This window comes from Photobacterium aquae, assembly GCF_001029445.1.
In the GTDB taxonomy this organism is placed as follows: domain Bacteria; phylum Pseudomonadota; class Gammaproteobacteria; order Enterobacterales; family Vibrionaceae; genus Photobacterium; species Photobacterium aquae.
In genome coordinates this window covers 123,815-146,679 of the sequence record NZ_LDOT01000022.1, presented here as the reverse complement: position 1 = coordinate 146,679, position 22,865 = coordinate 123,815, and the positions used below count along the sequence as shown (strand labels likewise).

Sequence of the window (22,865 nt, the reverse complement as noted above, 5' to 3'; positions counted from 1 at the left end):
GTGCCTGTCAATAATACCAAGCCAGCCGCCCACTCACCATGAAAGTTACGTTTCCCAGAGTCGACAATGTGTTTACCGGAAGAAAAACACCAACAACAACATTGGGTAAGCAACCACGCCTATTGTCAGGTAAAAAAGCGCTCTACGATCCACTGATAGGCAATCCCGCCACCGTAGACCCCGACTATCCCCATCACCCCGGACAATACCGGTGGCGCTGGAATCGGAAGTTTAAGCGCTGAAAACAGCACACCAACAATAAACCCTGCCGCCAAGGCCAATAAGACTTCACTCATCACCACACCCTCTGTCTCTATTTCAAACACAGTTAGTGTAGTCTCCTCGACAACGAAAGTAATGCTAACAAAGGCAATGTCGAGAAAACGGAGCGCAATCGATTTTATCAGATAAGAATAGACAAGCCTGTTTCATGTTTACCTAATCTGTTGACTCGATAAACACACGCGCCATGCCGCGCACTATGCCACGCATGCAGCCCGCGCACCGGTCCAAGCACCGCCTTCGACCCAGCCAGACAGCACAAACAAAAACGCCGCGGCACAAGGGCCGCGGCGTTTCAAACGGTATAACCGAAAGGCTTACATTGACAGGGTCACGAACAGACCAGCAATGGTTGCAGACATCAGGTTAGATAGAGTACCTGCTGCTACAGCCTTCATACCGAAGCGTGCGATGTCGTGGCGACGGCTTGGAGCCAGACCGCCCAGACCACCTAGTAGGATTGCCACAGAAGACAGGTTAGCAAAGCCACACAGTGCGAACGAGATGATAGCTTTAGTCTTATCAGACATTTCAGCACCAGTCTGTGCAATCACCATGCCGCCTTCAGCAACGTCCTTCAGGTACGGTGCAAAGTTCAGGTAAGCAACGAATTCGTTCACAACCAGTTTCTGACCGATGAAAGAACCAGCTACAGTTGCTTCAGACCAAGGCACACCGATTAGGAACGCAAGTGGTGAGAAGACATAACCCAGAATCATTTCCAGAGTCAGCTCAGGCATACCGAACCAGCCACCGATACCACCAAGGATACCGTTAACCAGAGCAATCAGACCGATGAAAGCAAGTAGCATTGCGCCCACGTTAAGCGCTAGCTGCATACCAGAAGATGCACCCGCAGCCGCTGCGTCGATAACGTTGGCAGGCTTGTCGTCGCCAGACGTTGCATCGCTAGCCATCTGCTCAACAGCTTCTTCAGTTTCAGGCTTGATGATTTTAGCAAACAGCAGACCACCCGGTGCCGCCATGAAAGAGGCCGCGATTAGGTACTCTAGTGGCACGCCCATTGATGCGTAACCAGCCAGTACACCACCAGCAACAGATGCCAAACCACCACACATTACCGCGAACAGCTCAGACTGAGTCATTTTAGGTACGAACGGACGGATAACCAAAGGTGCTTCCGTTTGACCAACGAAGATGTTAGCTGTTGCAGACATAGATTCGGCACGAGAAGTACCTAGCGCCTTCTGCAGACCACCACCCAGGATGTTGATAACAACCTGCATGATGCCCAAGTAGTAAAGTACGCTAATCAGTGCAGAGAAGAATACGATTACTGGAAGTACGCGCAGGGCGAAAACGAAGCCGCCGCCACCGAATACTTCAAACATTTTGTCCGACGTCAAACCACCGAACAAGAAGTTGATGCCATCGTTACCATAAGCAATAACGTTGGAAACAGCAGTTGACATGCCGTAAAGCACATCACGGCCCACAGGTACGTAAAGTACAAATGCACCTAGACAGAATTGGATGGCAAATGCGCCACCAACAGTACGAAGATTAATAGCTTTGCGGTTATCAGATAGAAGTACTGCGATTAGTAGCAGTACTACCATCCCAACCAGGCTCATAAACAGGCTCATAGTTTATGGCATCCCTTTAGTTAAGTTTGGCGTCTCGACAATTCGGCTCATTAAGAGTCCGGCGCATTATACTCATGCAGCGCCGGATAAAATAATGCCGCGCTCACAGTTTGCAAGGAAATAAAGCCAGCCCACAACCGCAAACGTGATACCAATCACAAATGATTGCAACCGTTTGGCGCAAACGTTTATATTTGTGATGTGGATTCATATCGGAATGCGGAATAATTCAGCTGCAGTTAAGTTTGTTACCTGCGCTATTTCCTGCTCACTTTCCCCCCGTATCGCCGCCAGTTCGGCCAACACCTGCACCAGCCGATCCGGGCGATTGGGCTGCCCCTGATAACCCGCCACCGGCATATCCGGCGCATCGGTCTCCAACAGCAATGCCGTCAGGGGCAATGACGCTATTGTATGGCGGGTTTTATTGGCTCGGCGATAGGTGATCGTCCCCCCGACACCAATTTTGATACCCAGTTCAATTAGTTGCATTGCCTGTTGCAAACTACCGCTAAAACCATGATATACCCCGCCCGCTTCCGGGCGGTGACGCTTCAACAATTGCAGCAACTCCGGATAGGCCTTGCGGCAATGCAAAATCACCGGCAGCCCGTGCTGGTTAGCAAGCACCAACTGTTCCTCTAACAGCGACATCTGCTGTGCCCGATCGACATCAGCAATGGCAAAGTCTAGCCCACATTCGCCAACCGCGACGCACCGAGTGCCCGGCAGGCTCATTTCTGAACCAAGCTCAGCGGCAAGCCGCGCCATCGCCCCTGGGGTGTGCTCCGCACTGAAAAACGGATGCAGGCCGAGCCCGTAGTAGATCTGGGGAAAACAACCCGCGAGCTGGCGCACCTGCGCCCAATTGCGCTCACCCACAGCCGGCACCACCAAACGTCCCACACCGGCCTGTGCGGCCAGCGCCAGATAGTGGGCGGGATCATCGGCAAAAGGCGGGAAGTCAAAATGGCAATGGCTGTCAATCAACATCCCGCTCCCCCCGTTTTGGCTGGCAACGGTTATCGGGATGACGCGGGTCGTCATGATCATAACGCACCGGCGCACAGCTCCGGCGGTTCTCGGGCACCAACCCCATGGAGGCGCACCAGCGGTCGTATGCCGCCAGTGCCTGTTTGAGCCAATTTCGCATTACCTCTCCTACTCTTTACTTCCTCGACTTCGCGACCATCACAATCATACTACGCCCCGCTACAAGAACGGTATTGTCCGGGTAACTAGGGGCCTCCTCCACCAGATAGATATCCTGCGGCGACGGGTTCGCAGTATTAATCAGCAGGTGCCAGTCGCTGTCGTCGCGATCAGGAATAGTAAATTCAATCGGATCCCAATAGGCATTGCACACCACATAGAGCTCATCCAAGGTGATCGGGTGGTACACCGTCAGGGCAATGGAATGGGAATGCTCCGACCAATCAGGCTGATCAGGCATCACGCCGTGCCAGCAAATGTTGACGTCTTCCACCACCGAACTGAGCGGGGTATGCAGATTCCAGTCGATAGTCGGCTCGGCGCTGCGAACCTGTGCCAGCATCTGAACAAAACGCAGCATCTCGGCATGCTGCTCAAGCCCCTGCCAGTCAAACCAGCTGATCGGGTTATCCTGACAATAGGCATTGTTGTTGCCCTGCTGAGTACGGCGCACCTCGTCCCCCATGTTGAGCATCGGCGTACCGAGCGACAAGTAGAGCGTTGCCAGCATGTTCTTGCACTGGCGAACCCGTATCTCCTCGATGTCCTTGAGAGTCGTCGGCCCTTCAACCCCATAGTTGCTCGACAGGTTGTGGTTGTCACCGTCACGGTTGCCCTCGCCGTTCGCCAAGTTGTGCTTGTCACTGTAGCTGACCAGATCATTGAGGGTGAAGCCGTCGTGGGCACAAATGAAATTCACCGAGCGGTGGGGTGAGTGGTGGTGGCTGCAATAGATATCGGGCGAGCCGAGGATCCGCGAGGCAAAGCGGCTCACACAACCATTATCGCCACGCCAGAACGCGCGCACATCGTCGCGGTACTTGCCGTTCCACTCGTTCCAGCGATCACCGATAAACGAGCCGACCTGATACAGCCCCGCCGCATCCCACGCCTCGGCAATGATCTTGGTCGCGCACAGGATCGGGTCGGTATCTATCGTCCACAGCAAAGGCGGATCACTCATCGGCTGGCCGCTGCCGTCACGGGCCAGTACCGAGGCCAAATCGAAACGGAAGCCGTCGACATGCATCTCCGTGACCCAGAAATGAAGAGCATCGATGATCATCCGGCGCAACACGCTGTGGTTGGCATTGCAGGTGTTGCCACAGCCGCTGAAGTTGCTGTAACGGCCGTTCTCGCGATCAAGCAGGTAATAACTCCCGTTCTGGAGCCCCTTGAAGCAGAATGTCGGGCCGAACTCATCGCCCTCGGCAGTATGGTTGAACACCACATCGAGGATCACCTCGATATCGGCCTTGTGCAGCTCGCGTACCAAGGTCTTGAACTCGTCTATGGCCGCCAGCGGGGTTTTCTCGACGCTATAGCCCGAGTGCACCGAGAAGAAATTGATCGGGCTGTAGCCCCAGTAGTTCTGCTTGCCCTCGGGCGCATCGTCAACATCGAACTGCTGCACCGGCATCAGTTCTACTGCCGTGATCCCGAGCGACTTAAGGTATGGTATTTTCTCAATAACCCCGGCGAACGTGCCGCGTTTGGCCTCGCTAACGCCTGAATTGGGGTGGCGGGTAAAACCACCGACATGCATCTCGTAAATAATGGTCTCGGTCAGTGAATGGCGCGGGGTGACGGTGCCCTGCCAGTCGAACTCACTTTGATCGACCACGATACTGCGCAGGCTGGCATCCATGTTGCGCCCCTTGCCGATCGCCCGCTGGCGGTCGTAATTGCGGCCCAAGCTGATCGCCTGGCTATAAGGGTCGATCAGCAGCTTGTCACCATCAAAGCGCTGCCCCCTCTCCGGATCCCAAGGGCCATCAACCTGAAAGCCGTAAACCTGCCCGTGGCCAATATTGCCGACAAAGATAAACCAGTAATGGCCCCGTTTGTGAATGCTCGGATCAAGCTCGAAACTGTGCTCGGGGCTAGCTGCCTCAGCGCTCGCAAACAGGTGCAAGACAACCCGGGTTGCATCTTTGGAATAGAGGGTGAAATTCACGCCATTGCGCTTGACCGACGCCCCCAGCGGATAAGCCTCTCCCGGCCAGGTATAAACATCGTGTGACTGTGCCAATTCGTACATCGGACTCCCTCCGTGCCCCGCCGGGGCTGTCTGCGTTTCGCAGGTATGGGCCGCTTCGCCCGCCATATGCATCAACCAGAATAGTAAACATCCAGAGAAAAACGTGCCGCCCAGTCCGCAAAAGCAAAAAAATACCGCCACACTCCCCTGACGAAAAACAGACATAAAAAAACCGCCCACAGGGGCGGTTTTTATCAGGTATCACCGGCTGGCGCGATTAGTGCTCGCGGGTTGCACGGAACTCAACCTCAGGGAAACGCTCTTTGGCCAGGTTCAGGTTAACCATGGTCGGTGCGATGTACGTTAGGTTGTCGCCGCCGTCCAGGGCCAGGTTGCTCTGGTTCTTGCGCTTGAAGTCCTCAAACTTCTTACCATCGCCACACTCAACCCAGCGCGCCGTCGCAACGTTAACGCCTTCGTAGATAGCTTCCACGTTGTATTCAGCCTTCAGACGGGCAACAACCACGTCGAACTGCAGCACACCTACCGCACCAACGATCAGATCGTTGTTCTGCAGCGGGCGGAACACCTGTACCGCACCTTCTTCAGACAGCTGAACCAGACCTTTGAGCAACTGCTTCTGCTTCAGTGGATCTTTCAGGCGAATACGACGGAACAGTTCAGGGGCAAAGTTAGGAATACCCGCAAACTTCAGCGCTTCGCCCTGAGTGAAGGTATCACCGATCTGAATCGTACCGTGGTTGTGCAAACCAATGATATCGCCAGCATACGCCGTTTCCGCACGAGAACGGTCACCGGCCATGAAGGTTACGGCATCAGAGATGCTCACCTGCTTACCGGTACGCACGTGGTTCATCTTCATGCCCTGGGTGTAAGTACCCGACACGATACGCATGAACGCAATACGGTCACGGTGCTTTGGATCCATGTTTGCCTGGATCTTGAACACGAAGCCAGAGAATTTCTCTTCTGTTGCTTCAACATCACGCTCTACCGCTTGACGCGTTTTCGGCGCTGGCGCCCACTCGGTCAAGCCATCTAGCATGTGGTCAACACCGAAGTTACCCAGTGCCGTACCGAAGTAAACCGGAGTCAGCTCACCGGTCAGGAACGCATCAAGATCAAACTCAGGGCAAGCACCCATTACAAGCTCAAGCTCTTCTCGCACGCTTTCGGCTAGGTTTGCACCTACTGTCTCGTCAAGCTCTGGGTTATCCAGACCTTTGATGATACGAACTTCTTGGATCTCATGACCATGACCCGATTCATACAGAATCGTCTCGTCACGGTGGATGTGGTAAACACCTTTGAACTCTTTACCACAGCCAATTGGCCAGGTAATTGGCGCACACATCATACCCAATTCGTTTTCAACTTCGTCCAAGACTTCCATTGGATCACGCACTTCACGGTCCAATTTGTTCATGAACGTCACGATCGGCGTATCACGCAGACGGGTAACTTCCATCAGCTTACGGGTACGATCCTCGACACCCTTAGCGGCATCGATCACCATCAGGCACGAGTCAACCGCCGTCAAAGTACGGTAGGTATCTTCCGAGAAGTCCTCGTGTCCCGGGGTATCCAGCAGGTTAACCAGACAATCATTGTATGGGAACTGCATCACCGAGGTGGTTACCGAGATACCACGTTCTTTTTCCATCTCCATCCAGTCCGACTTGGCGTGCTGGTTTGAGCCGCGGCCTTTGACGGTACCGGCTTTCTGGATGGCGTTTCCGAACAACAGAACTTTTTCGGTAATTGTGGTTTTACCCGCATCCGGGTGAGAAATGATCGCAAACGTACGACGTTTGCCCACTTCAGTAAGAAAAGACATAAGCGTTGATAATCCTGTGAGAGATTTCAATGGTGACATGGCCACCGGCCACATATAGCCGGTGCCTGACTCCTAAACAGCGTGCATGGCCTGATAGCAGGACAAGCACCTCATCGTAACCAGAAGGCTGCCCGTTTCCGGGTGCCGCACCTCAAAGTTGCTACATATCGCCCTCTCGTCGATGTGCCGGTTTACTGTCAGGAGTGGTAAAGATGGCGGAATTATACGCAAACTCCAGCCAAAGAGACAGCACTAAGACGCCCGTGCCGCCCCCTGACCAGCAAGGGGCGCGCGCGGCCAACCCACTACATCACATAGTAAGTCATGATCAGGGCATCTTCACGGCCGTCCGCCGCTGGGTAATAGCCTTCGCGGCGGTTAATTTCATTGAAACCCGTCGCCTCGTACAGCTGGTAGGCACGGGTGTTGCTCTCGCGCACTTCGAGCCAAATCTCTTCGCCCGCACGGCTTTGAATAGCCTCGATAAAACCGTCGAGCAACTGCTTGCCGTAACCCTTGCCCTGAAGGGCCGGATCAATCGCGATATTGAGCAGGGTCGCCTCGCCAGCGACCAACTGGCCAAAACAGTAGCCCACCAGCTTGCCATCGACTTCGAGGGCAATATTGACGGCAATTCTATTGGGATCCTTGCGGATCATCGACTCGGCCCACGGAAAGGCATGGGCGGCCTGCTCGATACGCCACACATCATCTAGATGGTACGGCGCCAGAGGAACAATACTGGATGTCATCATCAACAAATCAAAAGATAGGGTTAATTGTCATAGCTGCAAATTTGCTGCCACAAGGCTTTCTTGGCGCTGGGATGGGTGTGCATCTGCTTGAGCGGCACCGATGTCAGCAACTGGCACCCCGCCGGATGCGGTGCTGTGCAACCCGCCTGCCAGCACCAGGTAAGATGGTGCTCGCGGATCAGCTCAGTGGCCGAAGACGGCAGCAGCAACGCCTGCTCGGGCGTCAGCTTCATACTGAGCAGAATACGGCCGAACAGCCACCGGTCTTGCTCATCGAGCGGGTCATCGCAGACAAACAGCAACTTGCAGGTTTCAGGCAAATCAATGGCTGGCACCTCACGGTCAGGAAAAAAATCCGGCTTGCGTACCTGCCAGTACGTCAGCCCCATTTCCTGCATGAGCTGTAAATCTCGTTGTTTCATCCACTCACCTTGCTTGCCTAGATTATGGCTGGGGATACTACCAGATCCGCCCCTGACGGGCAGTAAAAAATACGGCGGGGTCTTATTCTAGAATGCTCCAAAATCATCAAAAACAAAGGAGCCATGCAGGCTCCTCTGTTTTTGAATAAGCTAACGAATAACCCAATACGAAATAGCTACCGACTAACACTTATTGAAAATCAGCCAATATCAATGGTAATTCAGCCGCACTACGGACAGTATAAGTTGGCACAATATCACTTCCTGCAATACCTTCCCCGGAAGCATCCACCCAAACGCTTTTGATCCCCATCCGATTGGCTCCTGCGATATCACTTGATAGAGAGTCCCCAATATGCAGTACCTCTTCAGGAAATGCGCCAACCAAATCCAGGGCCTTTTGGAAAATACTCGCAGCCGGTTTCTCCTCCGGCTCATCACCACCAACGATAATATGATCAACCCAATCAGGCATCTTCACCGCCGCCAATTTCGGATACTGGGAGAAAGTCGGCCCATTGGTGATAACCACCAACTTATAGCGCTCACGCAAAGTTCGCAGCAGTTCGGCCACTCCGGGGAAAAACGTAAAGGCCGCCATACGCTGATCATCAAAATATGCTTGTGCGGCACAGGCTTCATCGCTGTCAACGTCTACCCCCTGCTCTGCCAGCAAGGCTCGGATCAATCCTGTACGAAATGCCCCTTCGTCAGGCAGCAGAGCAACAAGCTGAGGAAACTCTGAGTTGAGTTGTTTATAGACACCAGCCAAGTAACGTTCGATAAAACGTTGCTCGTTTACCAACTCCGGGTAAGTTTCCTTGACCCAGCAAGCAAATGCCTGTCCTGCCAGTTGATCGGCTTCAGATGTACCACACAGGGTTTCATCCATATCGAGAAAAATTGCTTTGAGCAAATCGCTTTCCTACCTTCTTCATGTCAAGCCAGTATCTATAATAACGAAATCAATAAGCTATAAGATTAATTGCTATCATTTTGCTAATTACAGCTACAAATCGGCGAACTCGGGGCAATATTCAATAGTTCCTGTTCGGCCTTCGAGTGCGCCGGGAACATATGCCTGCACCATGAACGCTTCTTCAGGTGCGTCATACGGGCACAAGATGCCGTGCTTGGCAGCCACTTCGAACCCCGCTTTCGGGTAGTAGTCGCTATGCCCGAGCACAACGGCTGCCGGGTAGCCGAACTCAGCCAGCATTTGCTTGGCCTCTTCAAGCATAGCCAGGCCAACCCCCTGCCGCTGGTAGTCCGCGTTGACCGCCATCGGTGCAAGCCCTTGCCAGTAGTAGTCTTCGCCATCGAGCAGTACCGGGCTGAAGAATACGTGGCCGACCACCTCGCCCTCGTCGTTACAAGCCACCAAGGACAACGTACAGCGACCGTTTTCACGCAGCTTCATCACCAAATTGGCTTCGGCCTCGGTATCGAACACCGACTTCAGCAAACGGTCAATAGGTAGGATATCGGCTGGAGCCTCAGTTCTGATGAGCATGGGCAACCTCACGGTGATTATCAGGCGTTGTCATCCCCTTGTGAACAAAGTCGGCAGACTGCTCGAGCATGAACTTCATCGGCCCTGGCAACGAGTCAAGATCGATACTGTCCATCAGGTTCTTTACCTCCAGACCCAGTTCGGTATCGCCTTCGATACGTAGGCGACGCTGGAAAAACAGGGTATCCGGATCTTCCTTACGTGCCGCTATCAGCAGCAGGTCATGAAAGTCGCCGCTGAAGCTGACATCTTCCTGGTCAACATGCTGGGAAACCACCAATTGCTCATTCTGGAAGCTAATAAACCACTGCAGGCCAAGATCGCGTACTTCCACTTTCAGCCAACGGTCTTCCAGAAACTCAAAATCTCCATCTTCCAAGGCTTCCTTAAAAACCAGTCCCAACCCTTCTAGCATCACTTTTTTCTGGATAGAAAAAGGGGTGAAACTTGCCGGTACGCGTAGCAATGCAGGGCCACGCTGGACCAGCTGTTTTCTCAGTTGAGCAATCACTATGTAATCATCCTCTTTAGATCATCTGTAAGGTTGTCGCTTTACTAAGAAAGATAACAAACCCTAACGATTGTATGGCAACAAAAGGCTCGTATTTTATGCCTTGAGTCAAAAAAACCGGTTTTGTCGGGGTAAAGTTTGGCAAACCCTGCCTGAGGCAGGGTATATTACTTTGAAATCAACCTGTCTCAGATGGCAGCTACAATGGACAGACGCTTCTAATCATGCCGACAGAGCAACTCAACTTCTGGTTCCCCCTGCTAACCGACCATAGCCCATTTTTATTCGCGGTACTCGACGCCCAGCACAACTATCTGGTCGTCAACAGTCGCTACTGTGAAATAAGCGGTATGACGCGGGAAGAGCTGATCGGTCTTAACGATACCGATACCCTCGGCCAGACGTTTTACCAAACCATGCGCCCTTATTACGAACGCGCCTTCGGGGGCGAACGCATTGAAAGCGAGGTTGTGCTCAACGACAACCGCCATGATACCAGCATGCACTTCACTCTGGCACCGATTAGTGACAGCAATGGCAAGGTGCTCTATATCGTGCTGCACTGTATCGATACCTCCGAACGCCAGATCCTGACCCACTCGATTCAAGATCTCGAGCAGCAGATTCAAGAACTCAGCCTGCTGATCAACGATGGGTGCTGCGTGGTCGAGGACAATACCATCCTCAGTGCCAACCCGCAGGCCGCCGCTCTGCTCGGCTTTGCCTCTACCAATGATATTAAGGGTATGGAGCTCGGCCGTTTTATTACCGACAGCAACGGCAAGCCGGTTCGCAAGGCACACCTGCAATCACTCAGCCGGGGTGAGTCACGCAATTGCCAAACCAGCAGTCACTGTCCGAGCCAGCGCCCGCTGCGACTGTCGTCGACGGCCATCAACTTCCTCGGTTCACCGGCCAAGCTGGTACTGTTGCAAGACAACAGCAAAAATGCCCTCAAGCCGGAAAAAATCGAACACCTGATCCATATCGACCCGCTCACCGGACTGTACAACCGCCACGGTTTCAGCCGCCAGCTCGAGCAGATAATCGGCCAGCAGACCCCGCTGACCATGCTCTACCTCGATATCGACAACTTCAAGAACATCAATGACTCACTCGGCCACCATATCGGCGATCAGGTCTTGCAGGAAATCGCCCAGCGCCTGCGCCGCCTGCTGCCGAGCAACGCCACCATTGGCCACCTCAGCGGTGACGAGTTTGCCATCTTGCTGCCCAACCCCGAGCATGCCCGCAGCGGCGATCTGATCGCCGATCAGGTTATCTCGCTGATCAACCAGCCGTTCAACCTCCACCATTTCAGCAAGCACCTTGCCTGCTCTATCGGCATGGTCAGCTACCCCGGCAACGGCAACGATGCCCGGGTGCTGCTGCAAAATGCCGATACCGCAATGTACGAGGCCAAGCACCGCGGCCGCAACCGAGTGGTCAAGTTCACCGAGGAGATGAACAAGGAAGCGAGGATGCAGCTATGGCTCGAGATAGAGCTGCAAAAAGCATTGCAGAACAAAGGACTGGAAGTGTGGTACCAGCCCAAGGTGAATGCCCGCGACTACTCGATAGACGGGGCTGAGGCACTGGTTCGCTGGAAGCACCCGGTCGAAGGCTATATCAGCCCGGGGCAGTTTATCCCGGTCGCCGAGCGCTCGGGGATGATCGAGCAACTCGGCCAGGCAGTGATGCGCGAGGTGTTCACCACCGTGCGCCAGTGGAAGTCGCAAAATCTGCTCAAGGGCAAGGTGGCGATCAACCTCTCGCCGCAGCAGTTCGGCAACCCCAACCTGATCCAGTTCGTCGATAACCTGCGCAAGGCAACCGGGGTCAACCCGCTCGATATCACCTTCGAGCTGACCGAGAGCGCGGTAATGAGCGACGGCGAGCATACGATCCAGATGCTTAACGCCATCAAGAAACTCGGTTTCTCGCTCTCTATCGACGACTTCGGTACCGGCTACTCGTCGCTCTCCTACCTTGCCCGCTTCCCGCTGGACGAGCTGAAGATCGACCGTGCCTTCATCAAGGACATCGACACCGTGCCCAAGCAGCTGACCCTGATCGAGAATATCATCAACCTCGGCAAGTCACTCAATATGAGTGTCGTAGCCGAAGGGGTCGAAACCCGCCAGCAGGCCACCTTGCTGTCGAACCTCAACTGCAATGCGATCCAGGGCTTCCATTTCTTCAAGCCGATCCCGAAAAACGAGGTGGAAGCACTGCTCCACAAACACGCCCGGGTCGGATAATAGAATAACGGCAATGCCCGATGAGTATACCCGGAGCATACAACGGCGAATTATTCATCGGGAAAGCACCATTAATGGAAAATAAGTTGTCCTAAATCAACAAAACCTGCCTGATATCAAAACTTCGGGGGCGCTCGCCCCCTACTATTTGCTCCATGACTCATTCCACCTTGGTAGATAAAAAAATGGAGCTACTTTGCCCCGCTGGCAACCTGCCAGCGCTAAAAACTGCCATCGACAACGGCGCCGACGCGGTATACATCGGATTCAAAGATGACACCAATGCGCGCCATTTTGCAGGACTCAACTTCTCAGGCCGCAAGCTTGAGAAAGCCGTCGAATATGTTCGCGACCACAACCGCAAGCTCCACGTTGCCCTTAACACCTTTGCCCACCCAGATGGTTTCGACCGCTGGCGCGCGGCAGTAGACAACGCCGCAGCGATGGGCGTCGACGCCCTGATCGTGGCGGATATCGCGGTACTTGACTACGCCGCAACCAAATACCCGGATCTGGAACTGCACCTGTCGGTACAGGCCTCGGCCACCAACACCGCAGCCATTGACTTCTACAAGCAGAACTTCAATGTGAAGCGCGTAGTACTGCCGCGCGTATTGTCAATCCACCAGGTGAAGCAACTGGCCCGCAATACCGATGTCGAACTAGAAGTGTTTGCCTTCGGCAGCCTGTGCATTATGTCAGAAGGCCGCTGCTACCTGTCATCGTACATGACCGGCGAGTCGCCAAACACCGTGGGAGCCTGTTCACCCGCCAAGTTCGTACGCTGGCAGGAAACGGCGCAGGGACTGGAATCGCGCCTGAACGAAGTGCTGATCGACCGTTACGCAGCAGGCGAGAACGCTGGCTACCCGACCCTGTGCAAAGGCCGCTTCGATGTAAACCTCGATGGCCAGAACCGCCGCTACCATGCACTGGAAGAGCCAACCAGCCTCAACACGCTAGAGATTCTGCCTGAGCTGTTCAAGGCCAATATTTCCTCGGTGAAAATCGAAGGACGCCAGCGCAGCCCGGCCTATGTCGAGCAGGTAACCAAAACCTGGCGTGCGGCCATCGACCGCTATCTGGCCAACCCTGAGGGCTACAGTGTCGAACCGGCGTGGAACGCCTGTCTGGGCAATGTCTCAGAAGGCAAGCAGACCACTCTGGGTGCCTACCACCGTAAATGGCAATAAGGAGCCAGCATGAAATATTCTCTTGGTCCGCTGCTGTACTTCTGGCCGCAAACAGACGTGGAAGCCTTCTACCAGCAAGCCAAACAAGCCAATACCGATATCATCTACCTTGGCGAGACGGTGTGCTCAAAACGCCGCGAGATGAAACCGGCCCACTGGTTTGATATCGCCCGTGATATCGCCGGTACCGGCAAGCAGGTCGTCCTGTCGACGATGGCACTGCTCGAGGCGCCGAGCGAAGTCAACGTGATGAAGAAATACATCGACAACGGCGAGTTCATTGTCGAGGCCAATGACGTGTCGGCGATCCAGCTTGCCCACGAAAAGCGTGTACCGTTCGTGGTCGGCCCTGCGGTCAACTGCTATAACGCCCAGACCCTGAACCTGTTTTTGAAAAAAGGCATGGTTCGCTGGTGCATGCCGGTTGAGCTGTCACGCCAGTGGCTGCAGAATGTCGCCGAGCAGTGCGAGCAGATGGGGATCCGCGACAAGTTCGAAACGGAAGTCTTCAGTTACGGCTACCTGCCGCTGGCCTACTCGGCCCGTTGCTTCACCGCCCGCGCCGAAGATCGCGCCAAGGATGACTGCGAAACCTGCTGTATCAAGTACCCGACCGGGATCACGGTGAACAGCCAGGAAGAGCAGAAAGTCTTCACCCTCAACGGTATCCAGACCCAATCAGGTTACTGCTACAACCTGATCAATGATCTCAAGGGGATGGAAGGCCTGGTCGACGTTGTCCGCCTCAGCCCGCTGGGTATCGACACCCTGTCGGTGGTCGACGACTTCCGCGCCAACCAAACCGGCAGCCACCCGCAGCCGCTTGCCGGCGGCCACCAGTGTAATGGCTACTGGCACAACCTGGCCGGCCTGAACATCGAATAACAGCCTGCCGATACCATAAAAAAAGCCGCGTTATAAAACGCGGCTTTTTTGTTTATCCGATAACCCGGCCTATCAAGCCTCTTCGTTGCTGTCCGTGACGGCAGCAGGCTGCGGCTGGTTGTTGACCTCGGTCATCAGTCTGTTGAGCTCCAGCAGCGCGAAACGGTGCTCGACGTACTCATAGACATTGCCTGCCAGCGTCAGCTTGTAGAGCATCAGCGCAGCCGGGAAATCCTTGTTGTGATGGTAACGCTTGCCAAGGTAGAAATACGCTTCGGTCAGGCGCTCCGCCAGCATGTCGTTGTCTTCGCTCTCTAGGGCAATACTGTTGAGGAAATCACGCTCGCTGACGTCATTAAGATACAGGCGGACAATCTGCCATCCCCACTCTTGCTTGTCGCTGGCATCATACCAGTTGCGCAATTTCTGCTGGGCCTTCTCGGGCTCACGCTCAAGCTCCACCAAGTAGAGCCAAATCGCCCGGTAGGGATCATTGATACCCTGCTGGTAGTGGGCATTGAGATCCTCATAGGCCAACTGGTAGCGACCACCGTAATACAGGGCGATACCGCGATTGCGCTGGGCAAACGGATGGGTCACATCCAGCTCAAGGGTCGAGTCAAATGCTTCGTATGCCGCATCAAAGTGGGCACTCTGGATAAAGTAGACACCAAGAATATTGAATACGTCTGGCTGATCCGGCTTGAGCGACAACGACTGGTTGAAGTCTAGGCGGGCCAGATCACGCAAGCCAAGGCTATCGCGCAGCAGGCCGCGCTCGTAGAACACCTGTGCCAATGTGGCATTGTCCAAATCGTTGCGCTTTAGCAACTGGTCGATGCGGGCCAGCTGGATCTGTTGCTGAATGGTTGGCTGGAACGGAACGGCCATCGGTGGCTGGTTCCATTGCTGCTGGGGTGAAGAACACCCGGCCAATACCATGGTCAGAGCCAGACATGCCAGCTTCATCCTATTTGTAATCAATGCCGTTCTCCCTCAGTGAGACGCTTCTAACTCTAGCATATACCATCAATGCCCATGTACGGGCCAGGCTATGCCATTTATACCAATCCAACGAATGAGCTAACGAATAAGATTAGTATTACCTAACAACGAGACGGGAGCTCACAGATCCCCTCTCTTTCCGGTTACATGTACCCGGACATGAAAAAGGGGCTTAATAGCCCCTTTATATCATGGTTTTAGCAAAAAGCGTTATGCTTCTGGCTTTTCCTCAGCAGCGGCAGGAGCCTGCTCGCCCTGAGCTTCTTTCATGCTTAGGCGGATACGGCCCTGACGGTCGATTTCCAGTACCTTAACCTGTACTTCCTGACCCATTTCTAGGTAGTCAGATACTTTCTCTACGCGCTCTTGAGAGATCTGAGAGATGTGTACCAGGCCTTCTTTCGCACCGATAACAGAAACGAACGCACCGAAGTCTACGATACGCATTACTTTACCAGTGTAGATACGGCCAACTTCAACTTCAGCAGTGATCTCTTCGATACGGCGGATAGCTTCTTGCGCAGCGGTACCTTCGGTTGCAGCGATCTTCACTGTACCGTCGTCTTCGATTTCGATTGTAGTGCCAGTTTCTTCAGTTAGCGCACGGATAACCGCACCACCTTTACCAATCACGTCCTTGATCTTCTCAGGGCTGATCTTCATGGTGTGGATGCGTGGTGCGAACTGAGAGATGTCTTCGCGGGGCGCGTTGATCGCCTGATCCATCACGCTAAGGATGTGCGTACGCGCACCTTTCGCCTGGTTTAGGGCGATTTGCATGATTTCTTTGGTGATACCTTCGATCTTGATGTCCATCTGCAGGGCAGTAACACCGTCTTCAGTACCCGCTACTTTGAAGTCCATGTCGCCAAGGTGGTCTTCGTCACCTAGGATGTCAGACAGAACAACGAAGTCGTCGCCTTCTTTCACAAGACCCATTGCGATACCCGCAACAGATGCTTTGATTGGCACACCAGCGTCCATCAGCGCTAGAGACGTACCACATACAGACGCCATTGAAGACGAACCGTTTGATTCTGTGATTTCAGAAACAACACGTACTGTGTACGGGAACTCATCAACAGAAGGCATTACCGCTGCGATACCGCGCTTAGCCAGTTTACCGTGGCCGATTTCACGACGCTTAGGTGAACCAACGAAACCTGTTTCGCCTACACAGTATGGAGGGAAGTTGTAGTGAAGCAGGAAGTGATCTTTACGCTCGCCAGTTAGCTCGTCGATGATCTGTGCGTCACGCTGAGTACCCAAAGTAGCTGTTACCAGCGCCTGAGTTTCACCACGGGTGAACAGAGATGAACCGTGAGTACGTGGCAGTACGCCAGTGCGTACGTCTAGCGCACGAACCATGTCTTTTTCACGGCCGTCGATACGTGGGTTGCCAGCGATGATGCGGCTACGTACAACTTTCTTCTCAAGCGAGCTTAGCATGCCACGGATTTCGTTCGCATCTAGCTCGTCGTTTTCAGCCAGTAGGGCTTCAGTCACGTCGCTCTTGATTGCGCCAACAGCTTCGTAACGTGCCATTTTCTCAGTGATCTGGTAAGCATCAGCTAGGCGAGCTTCAGCAAGCTCAGCAACGCGTGCTTTCAGTTCAGTGTTTTCAACAGGTGCAACCCAGTTCCAAGCTGGCGTGTTCACTTCAGCAGCGAACTCTTTGATCGCGTTGATCACAACTTGCTGCTGGTCGTGGCCGAATACCACTGCCTGAAGCATTTGCTCTTCGCTTAGGCGGTCAGCTTCTGACTCAACCATCAGTACAGCGCCTTCAGTACCGGCTACTACTAGGTCAAGACGGCTCTGATCAAGCTCTTTGTTGCTTGGGTTCAGAACTAGCTGGTCGTTGATGAAACCAACGCGTGCTGCGCCGATTGGACCATTGAATGGGATACCAGAGATAGCCAGTGCCGCTGATGTACCAATCATTGTTGGGATATCAGGCTGAACGTCTGGGTTTACAGAAACGACAGTAGCAATAACTTGTACTTCGTTTTTGAAATCGTCTGGGAATAGCGGACGGATTGGACGGTCGATCAGGCGAGCAGTCAGTGTTTCACCTTCAGATGGACGACCTTCACGCTTGAAGAAACCACCAGGGATTTTACCCGCAGCGTAAGTACGCTCTTGGTAGTTTACAGTCAATGGGAAGAAGTCCTGGCCTTCTACCGCTTCTTTCTTACCAACCACAGAAACGAATACAGATGTATCGTCCATGCTGACCATAACAGCAGCCGTCGCTTGACGTGCCATAACACCAGTTTCGATAGTAACCGTGTGGTTACCGTACTGGAATGTCTTTACGATAGGATTCACGTGAATTTCCTTAGTATTATTCCGCTTTTTATTTGCGTCGTTAAGTATATCTGACACAAGGAAAAGCGTCATGTGATGAAAGGCACTTTACGGTAATTTCACGCCATCGCGACTAATGATAACCCTCCGCACAGGAGAACTGTCATTAGCCGCGACCTTAAGGTCGACGAAAACGACACGTGTTACTACCACTTCGCACAAATACTGTGCACAAAGGGCCTGATAAAAAGAAAGGAGCCTTGCGGCTCCTTTCTAAAAGCAATCTTAGCGGCGTAGGCCTAGACGCTTGATTAGGTCTTGGTAACGATCTAGGTTCTTACCTTTTAGGTAATCTAGAAGCTTACGACGACGAGAAACCATGCGTAGTAGACCGCGACGGCTGTGGTGGTCGTGCTTGTGGTTAGCAAAGTGACCTTGAAGGTGGTTGATTTGCGCTGTTAGCAGAGCAACCTGAACTTCAGGAGAACCAGTGTCGTTTTCGCACTGCGCGTATTCAGCAACGATTGCTGCTTTAGTTTCTGCATTCAGAGACATAACTCATTCCTAATACAAAATTGTTTTTAACTTGTGTCAGCCAATCTCTGATTCAGCCGACACCCGAGCCGCGGATTATACGTGGAGGCTAAGTTAACTACAAGGGAATATTCAATGAACAATGCGATTGCAAAAAACAAAATCCGCGATGAAAAACAAAAAGCCGCCTGCCCTATCGGGCTGGCGGCTTTTATTATCATGGCGGGCAATGACACCTAGCGCACCACGCGCTAGCCATGCCAGCAGCCGAGGATCACTTCGCCGGCTGCGGGTTGGCGAACACGCGCTTTGGTGCCAGCATGTTTTCGCCGTCGATCACACCCACGCCGATGAACTCATGCTGCTCACCCACGGTGATGCGAACTTGGGTACCTTCTTCCGGTACGCGGCCTGCATTAACCGGGTTGCCGTTACGGATGTATACCGCCAGCGCCGGAATGATGTTCACCTCAGGCAGATCCTGCACTGCAGTATCTGTAGGCAGCAACAGCGGGTCAAGCAATTCGCGCGGGGCGATATCTTGCTCGTTGGCTTGCTCCAGCAGCGCATTGAGCTGCTCCAGCGTTACCATGCGCTCAAGCGGGAAGTTAGACACGCCGGTACGACGCAGGTCGATCACGTGTGCGCCGCAGCCTAGCATCTCTCCCAAATCATCAACGATGGTACGGATGTAGGTGCCTTTGGATACGTGCAGTTCCATTTCCACTTCGTTGTTGCTAAAGCGCAGCAACTCAACCGAGTAAACGGTGATCTTGCGTGGCTCGCGCGGTACTTCAATTCCCTCGCGGGCATATTCGTACAGCTTGCGGCCCTGGTATTTCAGTGCCGAGTACATCGATGGGATCTGGTCGGTTGTACCACGGAACTTGGCAATACAACGCTCAAGCTGGCCACGGTCTACCTTCACTTCGCGGGTCTGTACCACTTCGCCGTCCGAATCGGAGGTGTCGGTACGCTCGCCCAGCTTGGCAATCACGCGGTAGCGCTTGTCCGAATCCAGCAGGAACTGGGAGAACTTGGTTGCCTCGCCAAAGCAAATCGGCAGCATGCCGGTTGCCAGCGGGTCAAGCGCACCAGTGTGGCCTGCTTTCTCTGCGAAGAAAATACGCTTTACTTTCTGCAATGCATCGTTGGAGCTGATCCCGGTTGGCTTGTCCAACAGGATCACACCGTCAATAGCACGGCCTTTACGACGACGGGCCATGGATTACTCCTCGCCTTCCTCGCGTGGCTCATTGCCACGGCGCTCTTCATCATCACGAACGGCCTTGCTCACCAAGTTCGAGATGCGCATACCTTCAGTCAGAGACTTATCGAAGATAAAGTTCAGCTCTGGCGTTACGCGCAGGCGGATCTGCTTGCCCAGCAGCGAACGGATGTACGGAGCCATTTCGCGCAGTGCTTCTAGGCTCTCTTCCGGCGTTTGCTCGCCTACTGTCAGGAAGGTTACGTACACTTTGGCGTAACCCATGTCGCGTGATACTTCAACGCTTGAAATAGTTGCCATGCCGATACGTGAGTCTTTGATTTCACGCTGCATGATCACCGCTAGCTCTTTTTGCAGTTGCTGGGCAACACGCTGAGTACGGCTAAATTCTTTAGACATTCAATGCCTCTCTTAGAGAAAACGCTCTTGAAAGAATGGGGAGCCTAAGCTCCCCATAGATTATTTCTTCATCCTAGTTCAGCTAGCGCCTTGGGGATTAGTCAAGGGTACGCTGAATCTCGATGATTTCGTAAACTTCGATCTGGTCGCCTACGCGTACGTCGTTGTAGTTCTTAACGCCGATACCACACTCGTAGCCGTTCTTCACTTCAGCAACGTCATCTTTGAAGCGACGTAGTGATTCCAGTTCACCTTCGTAGATAACAACGTTATCACGTAGAACGCGAATTGGGTTGCTGCGCTTGATAGTACCTTCGGTAACCATACAGCCAGCGATCGCGCCCAGTTTAGGTGACTTGAACACGTCACGTACTTCAGCAAGACCGATGATCTCCTGACGGAATTCAGGAGAAAGCATGCCGCCCATTGCCGCTTTCACTTCGTCAATCAGCTGGTAGATGATTGAGTAGTAGCGAAGATCCAGGTTCTCAGCTTCGATAGTACGACGCGCTGATGCATCAGCACGAACGTTGAAGCCAAGTAGGATTGCGTTAGACGCAGCTGCAAGTACAGCGTCAGTTTCTGTTAGACCACCTACGCCTGAACCTACGATGTTAACTTTAACTTCGTCGGTAGACAGTTTGCGTAGTGAGTCAGCGATTGCTTCAACAGAACCCTGTACGTCAGCTTTCAGTACAACGTTAAGTTCAGCAACTTCACCGGCAGCCATGTTGGCAAACATGTTTTCCAGTTTCGCTTTCTGCTGGCGAGCCAGTTTAACGTCACGGAATTTGCCTTGGCGGTACAGTGCAACTTCACGCGCTTTACGCTCGTCACGTACAACTGTCGCTTCGTCACCGGCAGACGGTACGCCTGACAGACCTAGGATCTCAACTGGGATAGATGGACCAGCAGATTCGATCTCCTGACCACGCTCATCACGCATCGCACGAACACGGCCATGCTCCAGACCACACAGAACGATATCGCCCTTGCGCAGGGTACCTTCCTGAACCAGGATAGTTGCAACAGGACCGCGGCCTTTATCAAGACGTGATTCAACAACCACACCTTTCGCCATGCCTTCAGCAACTGCTGTTAGTTCAAGAACTTCAGCTTGAAGTAGGATAGCTTCTAGCAGACCATCGATGTTCGTACCCTGCTTCGCAGAGATGTGAACGAAGATGTTCTCGCCGCCCCATTCTTCTGGGATAACGTCGTACTGAGCAAGCTCGTTCTTAACGTTGTCTGGGTTCGCATCTTCTTTGTCGATCTTGTTCACGGCAACAATCAGAGGTACGCCAGCCGCTTTCGCGTGCTGAATCGCTTCGATTGTCTGTGGCATTACGCCATCGTCTGCTGCTACAACAAGAACAACGATATCCGTTGCCTGAGCACCACGAGCACGCATTGCGGTAAACGCGGCGTGTCCCGGAGTATCTAGGAAGGTGATCATACCGTTGTCAGTTTCAACGTGGTATGCACCGATGTGCTGGGTAATACCGCCGGCTTCGCCCGCTGCAACGTGTGCTTTACGGATGTAGTCAAGGGTAGAAGTCTTACCGTGGTCAACGTGGCCCATGATGGTAACAACAGGTGCACGCGGAACGGTAGTCAGGTTCTCGTCACGGTCAGACAGAACGGATTCTTCCAGTTCGTTTTCTTTGCGTAGGATAACCTTGTGGCCCATTTCTTCAGCAACAAGCGCTGCTGTTTCTTGGTCGATAACCTGGTTGATGGTTGCCATTGCACCCATCTTCATCATCACCTTGATAACTTCAACGCCTTTAACAGACATCTTGTTAGCAAGTTCAGACACAACGATAGTCTCGCCGATCACAACATCTTGCTTAGCGACTGTTGCTGTCTTATCGAAACCGTGCTGCATAGATGTAGGCTTAGCCATCTGAGGCTTACCACGACCACGCTGGTTACGGCCGCCACGGGCGTTTGCGCGATCATCTTGCTTAGCGCCAGGTTTCTTCTTCTTACGACGGCGTGCGCCTTCTTCTTTACGATCCTGCTCGTCTTCCGCAGCGCGCGCGTAGGTAGACGTTGTAGTATGGTAGTCTGTTTTATCCATATTACCTTTTTCCTGGTCAGCTTTTGACCAGTTCTTTTCATTCATTTCTGCCATCTTGCGTGCCTCTTCTAGCTGCCGCTGACTCTCTTCTTCGGCTTTACGCTTGGCTTCCTCTTCCCGGCGACGTTGGAGCGCCTCAGCATCTTTCTTAGCCTTTTCATCAGCGGTGCGTTTGGTTTCTTTCTGTTCCACCAGACGCTTATCTTCAGCTTCGCGCTTCAGCTTTTCCTCAGCTTCGCGCTTGGCTTTCTTATCTGAATCACGTTCGGCTTCACTTTCAGCTAAACGCCTTTCTTCAGCAGCGTGTTGTTCAGCTTCTTGAGCTTCACGTTTTGCCCGCTCTTCTGCCTCACGTTTTTCACGTTCTTCGGCTTCTCGCTTGGCCGCCTCTTCGGCTTCACGCTTGGCCGCTTCTTCGGCTTCGCGTTTCGCTGCCTGTTCGGCTTCGCGCTTGGCTGCTTCTTCTGCCTCACGCTTCGCTTCTTCAGCGACACGCTGTTCGTCTTCAAGCGCAGAGCGCTTTACGTAGGTGCGCTTTTTGCGCACTTCTACTTGAACGCTTTTATTCTTGCCACCAGAGCCCGAAACACTCAGCGTGCTTCGGGTCTTACGTTGCAAGGTAAGGCGTGTAGGAGCCTCACCAGTACCACTGCCGCCATGTTCTTTTTGAAGATGGCTTAGTAGCGACTGTTTTTCCTGTTGGCTTACGGTATCACTGTCTTTCTTGGTGATACCTGCATCGGCAAACTGTTGAAGCAAACGGTCAATCTGCGTGCCGATTTCTTCGGCTAATGCTTTAACTGTAACCTCTGACATGCTGCTCCTC

At 53.2% G+C, this 22,865-nt stretch carries 20 protein-coding genes; 3 read left to right on the top strand and 17 right to left on the bottom strand.

Features of this window, described 5'->3' with window-relative positions:
* Positions 1-125: 125 nt before the first annotated feature.
* From ABT56_RS15100 to ubiT, 11 genes are all read right to left on the bottom strand, one after another.
* Positions 126-296, bottom strand: a complete 171-nt coding sequence (locus ABT56_RS15100; protein WP_047879770.1) for a XapX domain-containing protein — start codon at positions 294-296, stop codon at positions 126-128.
* A gap of 303 nt (positions 297-599) precedes the next feature.
* Positions 600-1,889 (bottom strand): NupC/NupG family nucleoside CNT transporter, encoded by a 1,290-nt coding sequence (locus ABT56_RS15095; RefSeq protein ID WP_047879717.1) that lies wholly within the window; start codon positions 1,887-1,889, stop codon positions 600-602.
* A 207-nt stretch (positions 1,890-2,096) separates the two neighbouring features.
* Positions 2,097-2,882, bottom strand: a complete 786-nt coding sequence (locus tag ABT56_RS15090) for a TatD family hydrolase (protein ID WP_205626092.1) — start codon at positions 2,880-2,882, stop codon at positions 2,097-2,099.
* Entirely contained in the window at positions 2,872-3,042 is a 171-nt protein-coding gene (locus ABT56_RS24220; protein ID WP_169753932.1) for a DUF5363 family protein, read from the bottom strand. The genes ABT56_RS15090 and ABT56_RS24220 overlap by 11 nt, the downstream gene beginning before the upstream one ends.
* Before the next feature lie 15 nt (positions 3,043-3,057).
* Positions 3,058-5,307, bottom strand: coding sequence for a glycogen debranching protein GlgX (glgX, locus tag ABT56_RS15085; protein ID WP_240478322.1), 2,250 nt, complete (start codon positions 5,305-5,307; stop codon positions 3,058-3,060).
* Between the two features lie 52 nt (positions 5,308-5,359).
* Positions 5,360-6,940 (bottom strand): peptide chain release factor 3, encoded by a 1,581-nt coding sequence (gene prfC / locus ABT56_RS15080; protein WP_047879767.1) that lies wholly within the window; start codon positions 6,938-6,940, stop codon positions 5,360-5,362.
* Positions 6,941-7,245: 305 nt separating this feature from the next.
* Positions 7,246-7,692: a ribosomal protein S18-alanine N-acetyltransferase gene (gene rimI, locus ABT56_RS15075; RefSeq protein WP_047879766.1), complete on the bottom strand. Its 447-nt coding sequence runs from the start codon at positions 7,690-7,692 to the stop codon at positions 7,246-7,248.
* Between the two features lie 23 nt (positions 7,693-7,715).
* On the bottom strand, positions 7,716-8,117 hold the full coding sequence (locus ABT56_RS15070; protein WP_047879716.1) for a DNA polymerase III subunit psi: 402 nt from the start codon (positions 8,115-8,117) through the stop codon (positions 7,716-7,718).
* Between the two features lie 190 nt (positions 8,118-8,307).
* Positions 8,308-9,033: an HAD family hydrolase gene (locus tag ABT56_RS15065; RefSeq protein WP_047879715.1), complete on the bottom strand. Its 726-nt coding sequence runs from the start codon at positions 9,031-9,033 to the stop codon at positions 8,308-8,310.
* Positions 9,034-9,126: 93 nt separating this feature from the next.
* Positions 9,127-9,630 (bottom strand): GNAT family N-acetyltransferase, encoded by a 504-nt coding sequence (locus ABT56_RS15060; RefSeq protein ID WP_047879714.1) that lies wholly within the window; start codon positions 9,628-9,630, stop codon positions 9,127-9,129.
* Positions 9,614-10,141, bottom strand: coding sequence for a ubiquinone anaerobic biosynthesis accessory factor UbiT (gene ubiT / locus ABT56_RS15055; RefSeq protein ID WP_047879713.1), 528 nt, complete (start codon positions 10,139-10,141; stop codon positions 9,614-9,616). The genes ABT56_RS15060 and ubiT overlap by 17 nt, the downstream gene beginning before the upstream one ends.
* Before the next feature lie 224 nt (positions 10,142-10,365).
* Here ubiT and ABT56_RS15050 point away from each other — a divergent pair, with 224 nt between their 5' ends.
* The 3 genes from ABT56_RS15050 to ABT56_RS15040 all read left to right on the top strand — a co-directional run bounded on the left by ABT56_RS15050 (position 10,366) and on the right by ABT56_RS15040 (position 14,480).
* On the top strand, positions 10,366-12,402 hold the full coding sequence (locus tag ABT56_RS15050; protein WP_047879712.1) for a sensor domain-containing protein: 2,037 nt from the start codon (positions 10,366-10,368) through the stop codon (positions 12,400-12,402).
* 185 nt (positions 12,403-12,587) lie between these two features.
* On the top strand, positions 12,588-13,595 hold the full coding sequence (gene ubiU / locus ABT56_RS15045) for a ubiquinone anaerobic biosynthesis protein UbiU (protein ID WP_047879711.1): 1,008 nt from the start codon (positions 12,588-12,590) through the stop codon (positions 13,593-13,595).
* A 9-nt stretch (positions 13,596-13,604) separates the two neighbouring features.
* Positions 13,605-14,480 (top strand): U32 family peptidase, encoded by an 876-nt coding sequence (locus ABT56_RS15040; protein WP_047879710.1) that lies wholly within the window; start codon positions 13,605-13,607, stop codon positions 14,478-14,480.
* A gap of 72 nt (positions 14,481-14,552) precedes the next feature.
* On the opposite strand, the gene nlpI is transcribed toward ABT56_RS15040, so the two are convergent.
* From nlpI to infB, 6 genes are all read right to left on the bottom strand, one after another.
* Positions 14,553-15,464, bottom strand: coding sequence for a lipoprotein NlpI (gene nlpI / locus ABT56_RS15035; RefSeq protein WP_205626091.1), 912 nt, complete (start codon positions 15,462-15,464; stop codon positions 14,553-14,555).
* Positions 15,465-15,695: 231 nt separating this feature from the next.
* Entirely contained in the window at positions 15,696-17,816 is a 2,121-nt protein-coding gene (gene pnp, locus ABT56_RS15030; protein WP_047879708.1) for a polyribonucleotide nucleotidyltransferase, read from the bottom strand.
* 264 nt (positions 17,817-18,080) lie between these two features.
* Complete coding sequence (gene rpsO / locus ABT56_RS15025; protein WP_005369538.1) at positions 18,081-18,350, bottom strand: 30S ribosomal protein S15; 270 nt, start codon at positions 18,348-18,350, stop codon at positions 18,081-18,083.
* 253 nt (positions 18,351-18,603) lie between these two features.
* Positions 18,604-19,554, bottom strand: coding sequence for a tRNA pseudouridine(55) synthase TruB (gene truB / locus ABT56_RS15020; RefSeq protein WP_047879707.1), 951 nt, complete (start codon positions 19,552-19,554; stop codon positions 18,604-18,606).
* A gap of 3 nt (positions 19,555-19,557) precedes the next feature.
* Positions 19,558-19,956: a 30S ribosome-binding factor RbfA gene (gene rbfA / locus ABT56_RS15015; RefSeq protein WP_047879706.1), complete on the bottom strand. Its 399-nt coding sequence runs from the start codon at positions 19,954-19,956 to the stop codon at positions 19,558-19,560.
* Between the two features lie 97 nt (positions 19,957-20,053).
* Complete coding sequence (infB, locus tag ABT56_RS15010) at positions 20,054-22,855, bottom strand: translation initiation factor IF-2 (protein WP_047879705.1); 2,802 nt, start codon at positions 22,853-22,855, stop codon at positions 20,054-20,056.
* Positions 22,856-22,865 lie beyond the last annotated feature (10 nt).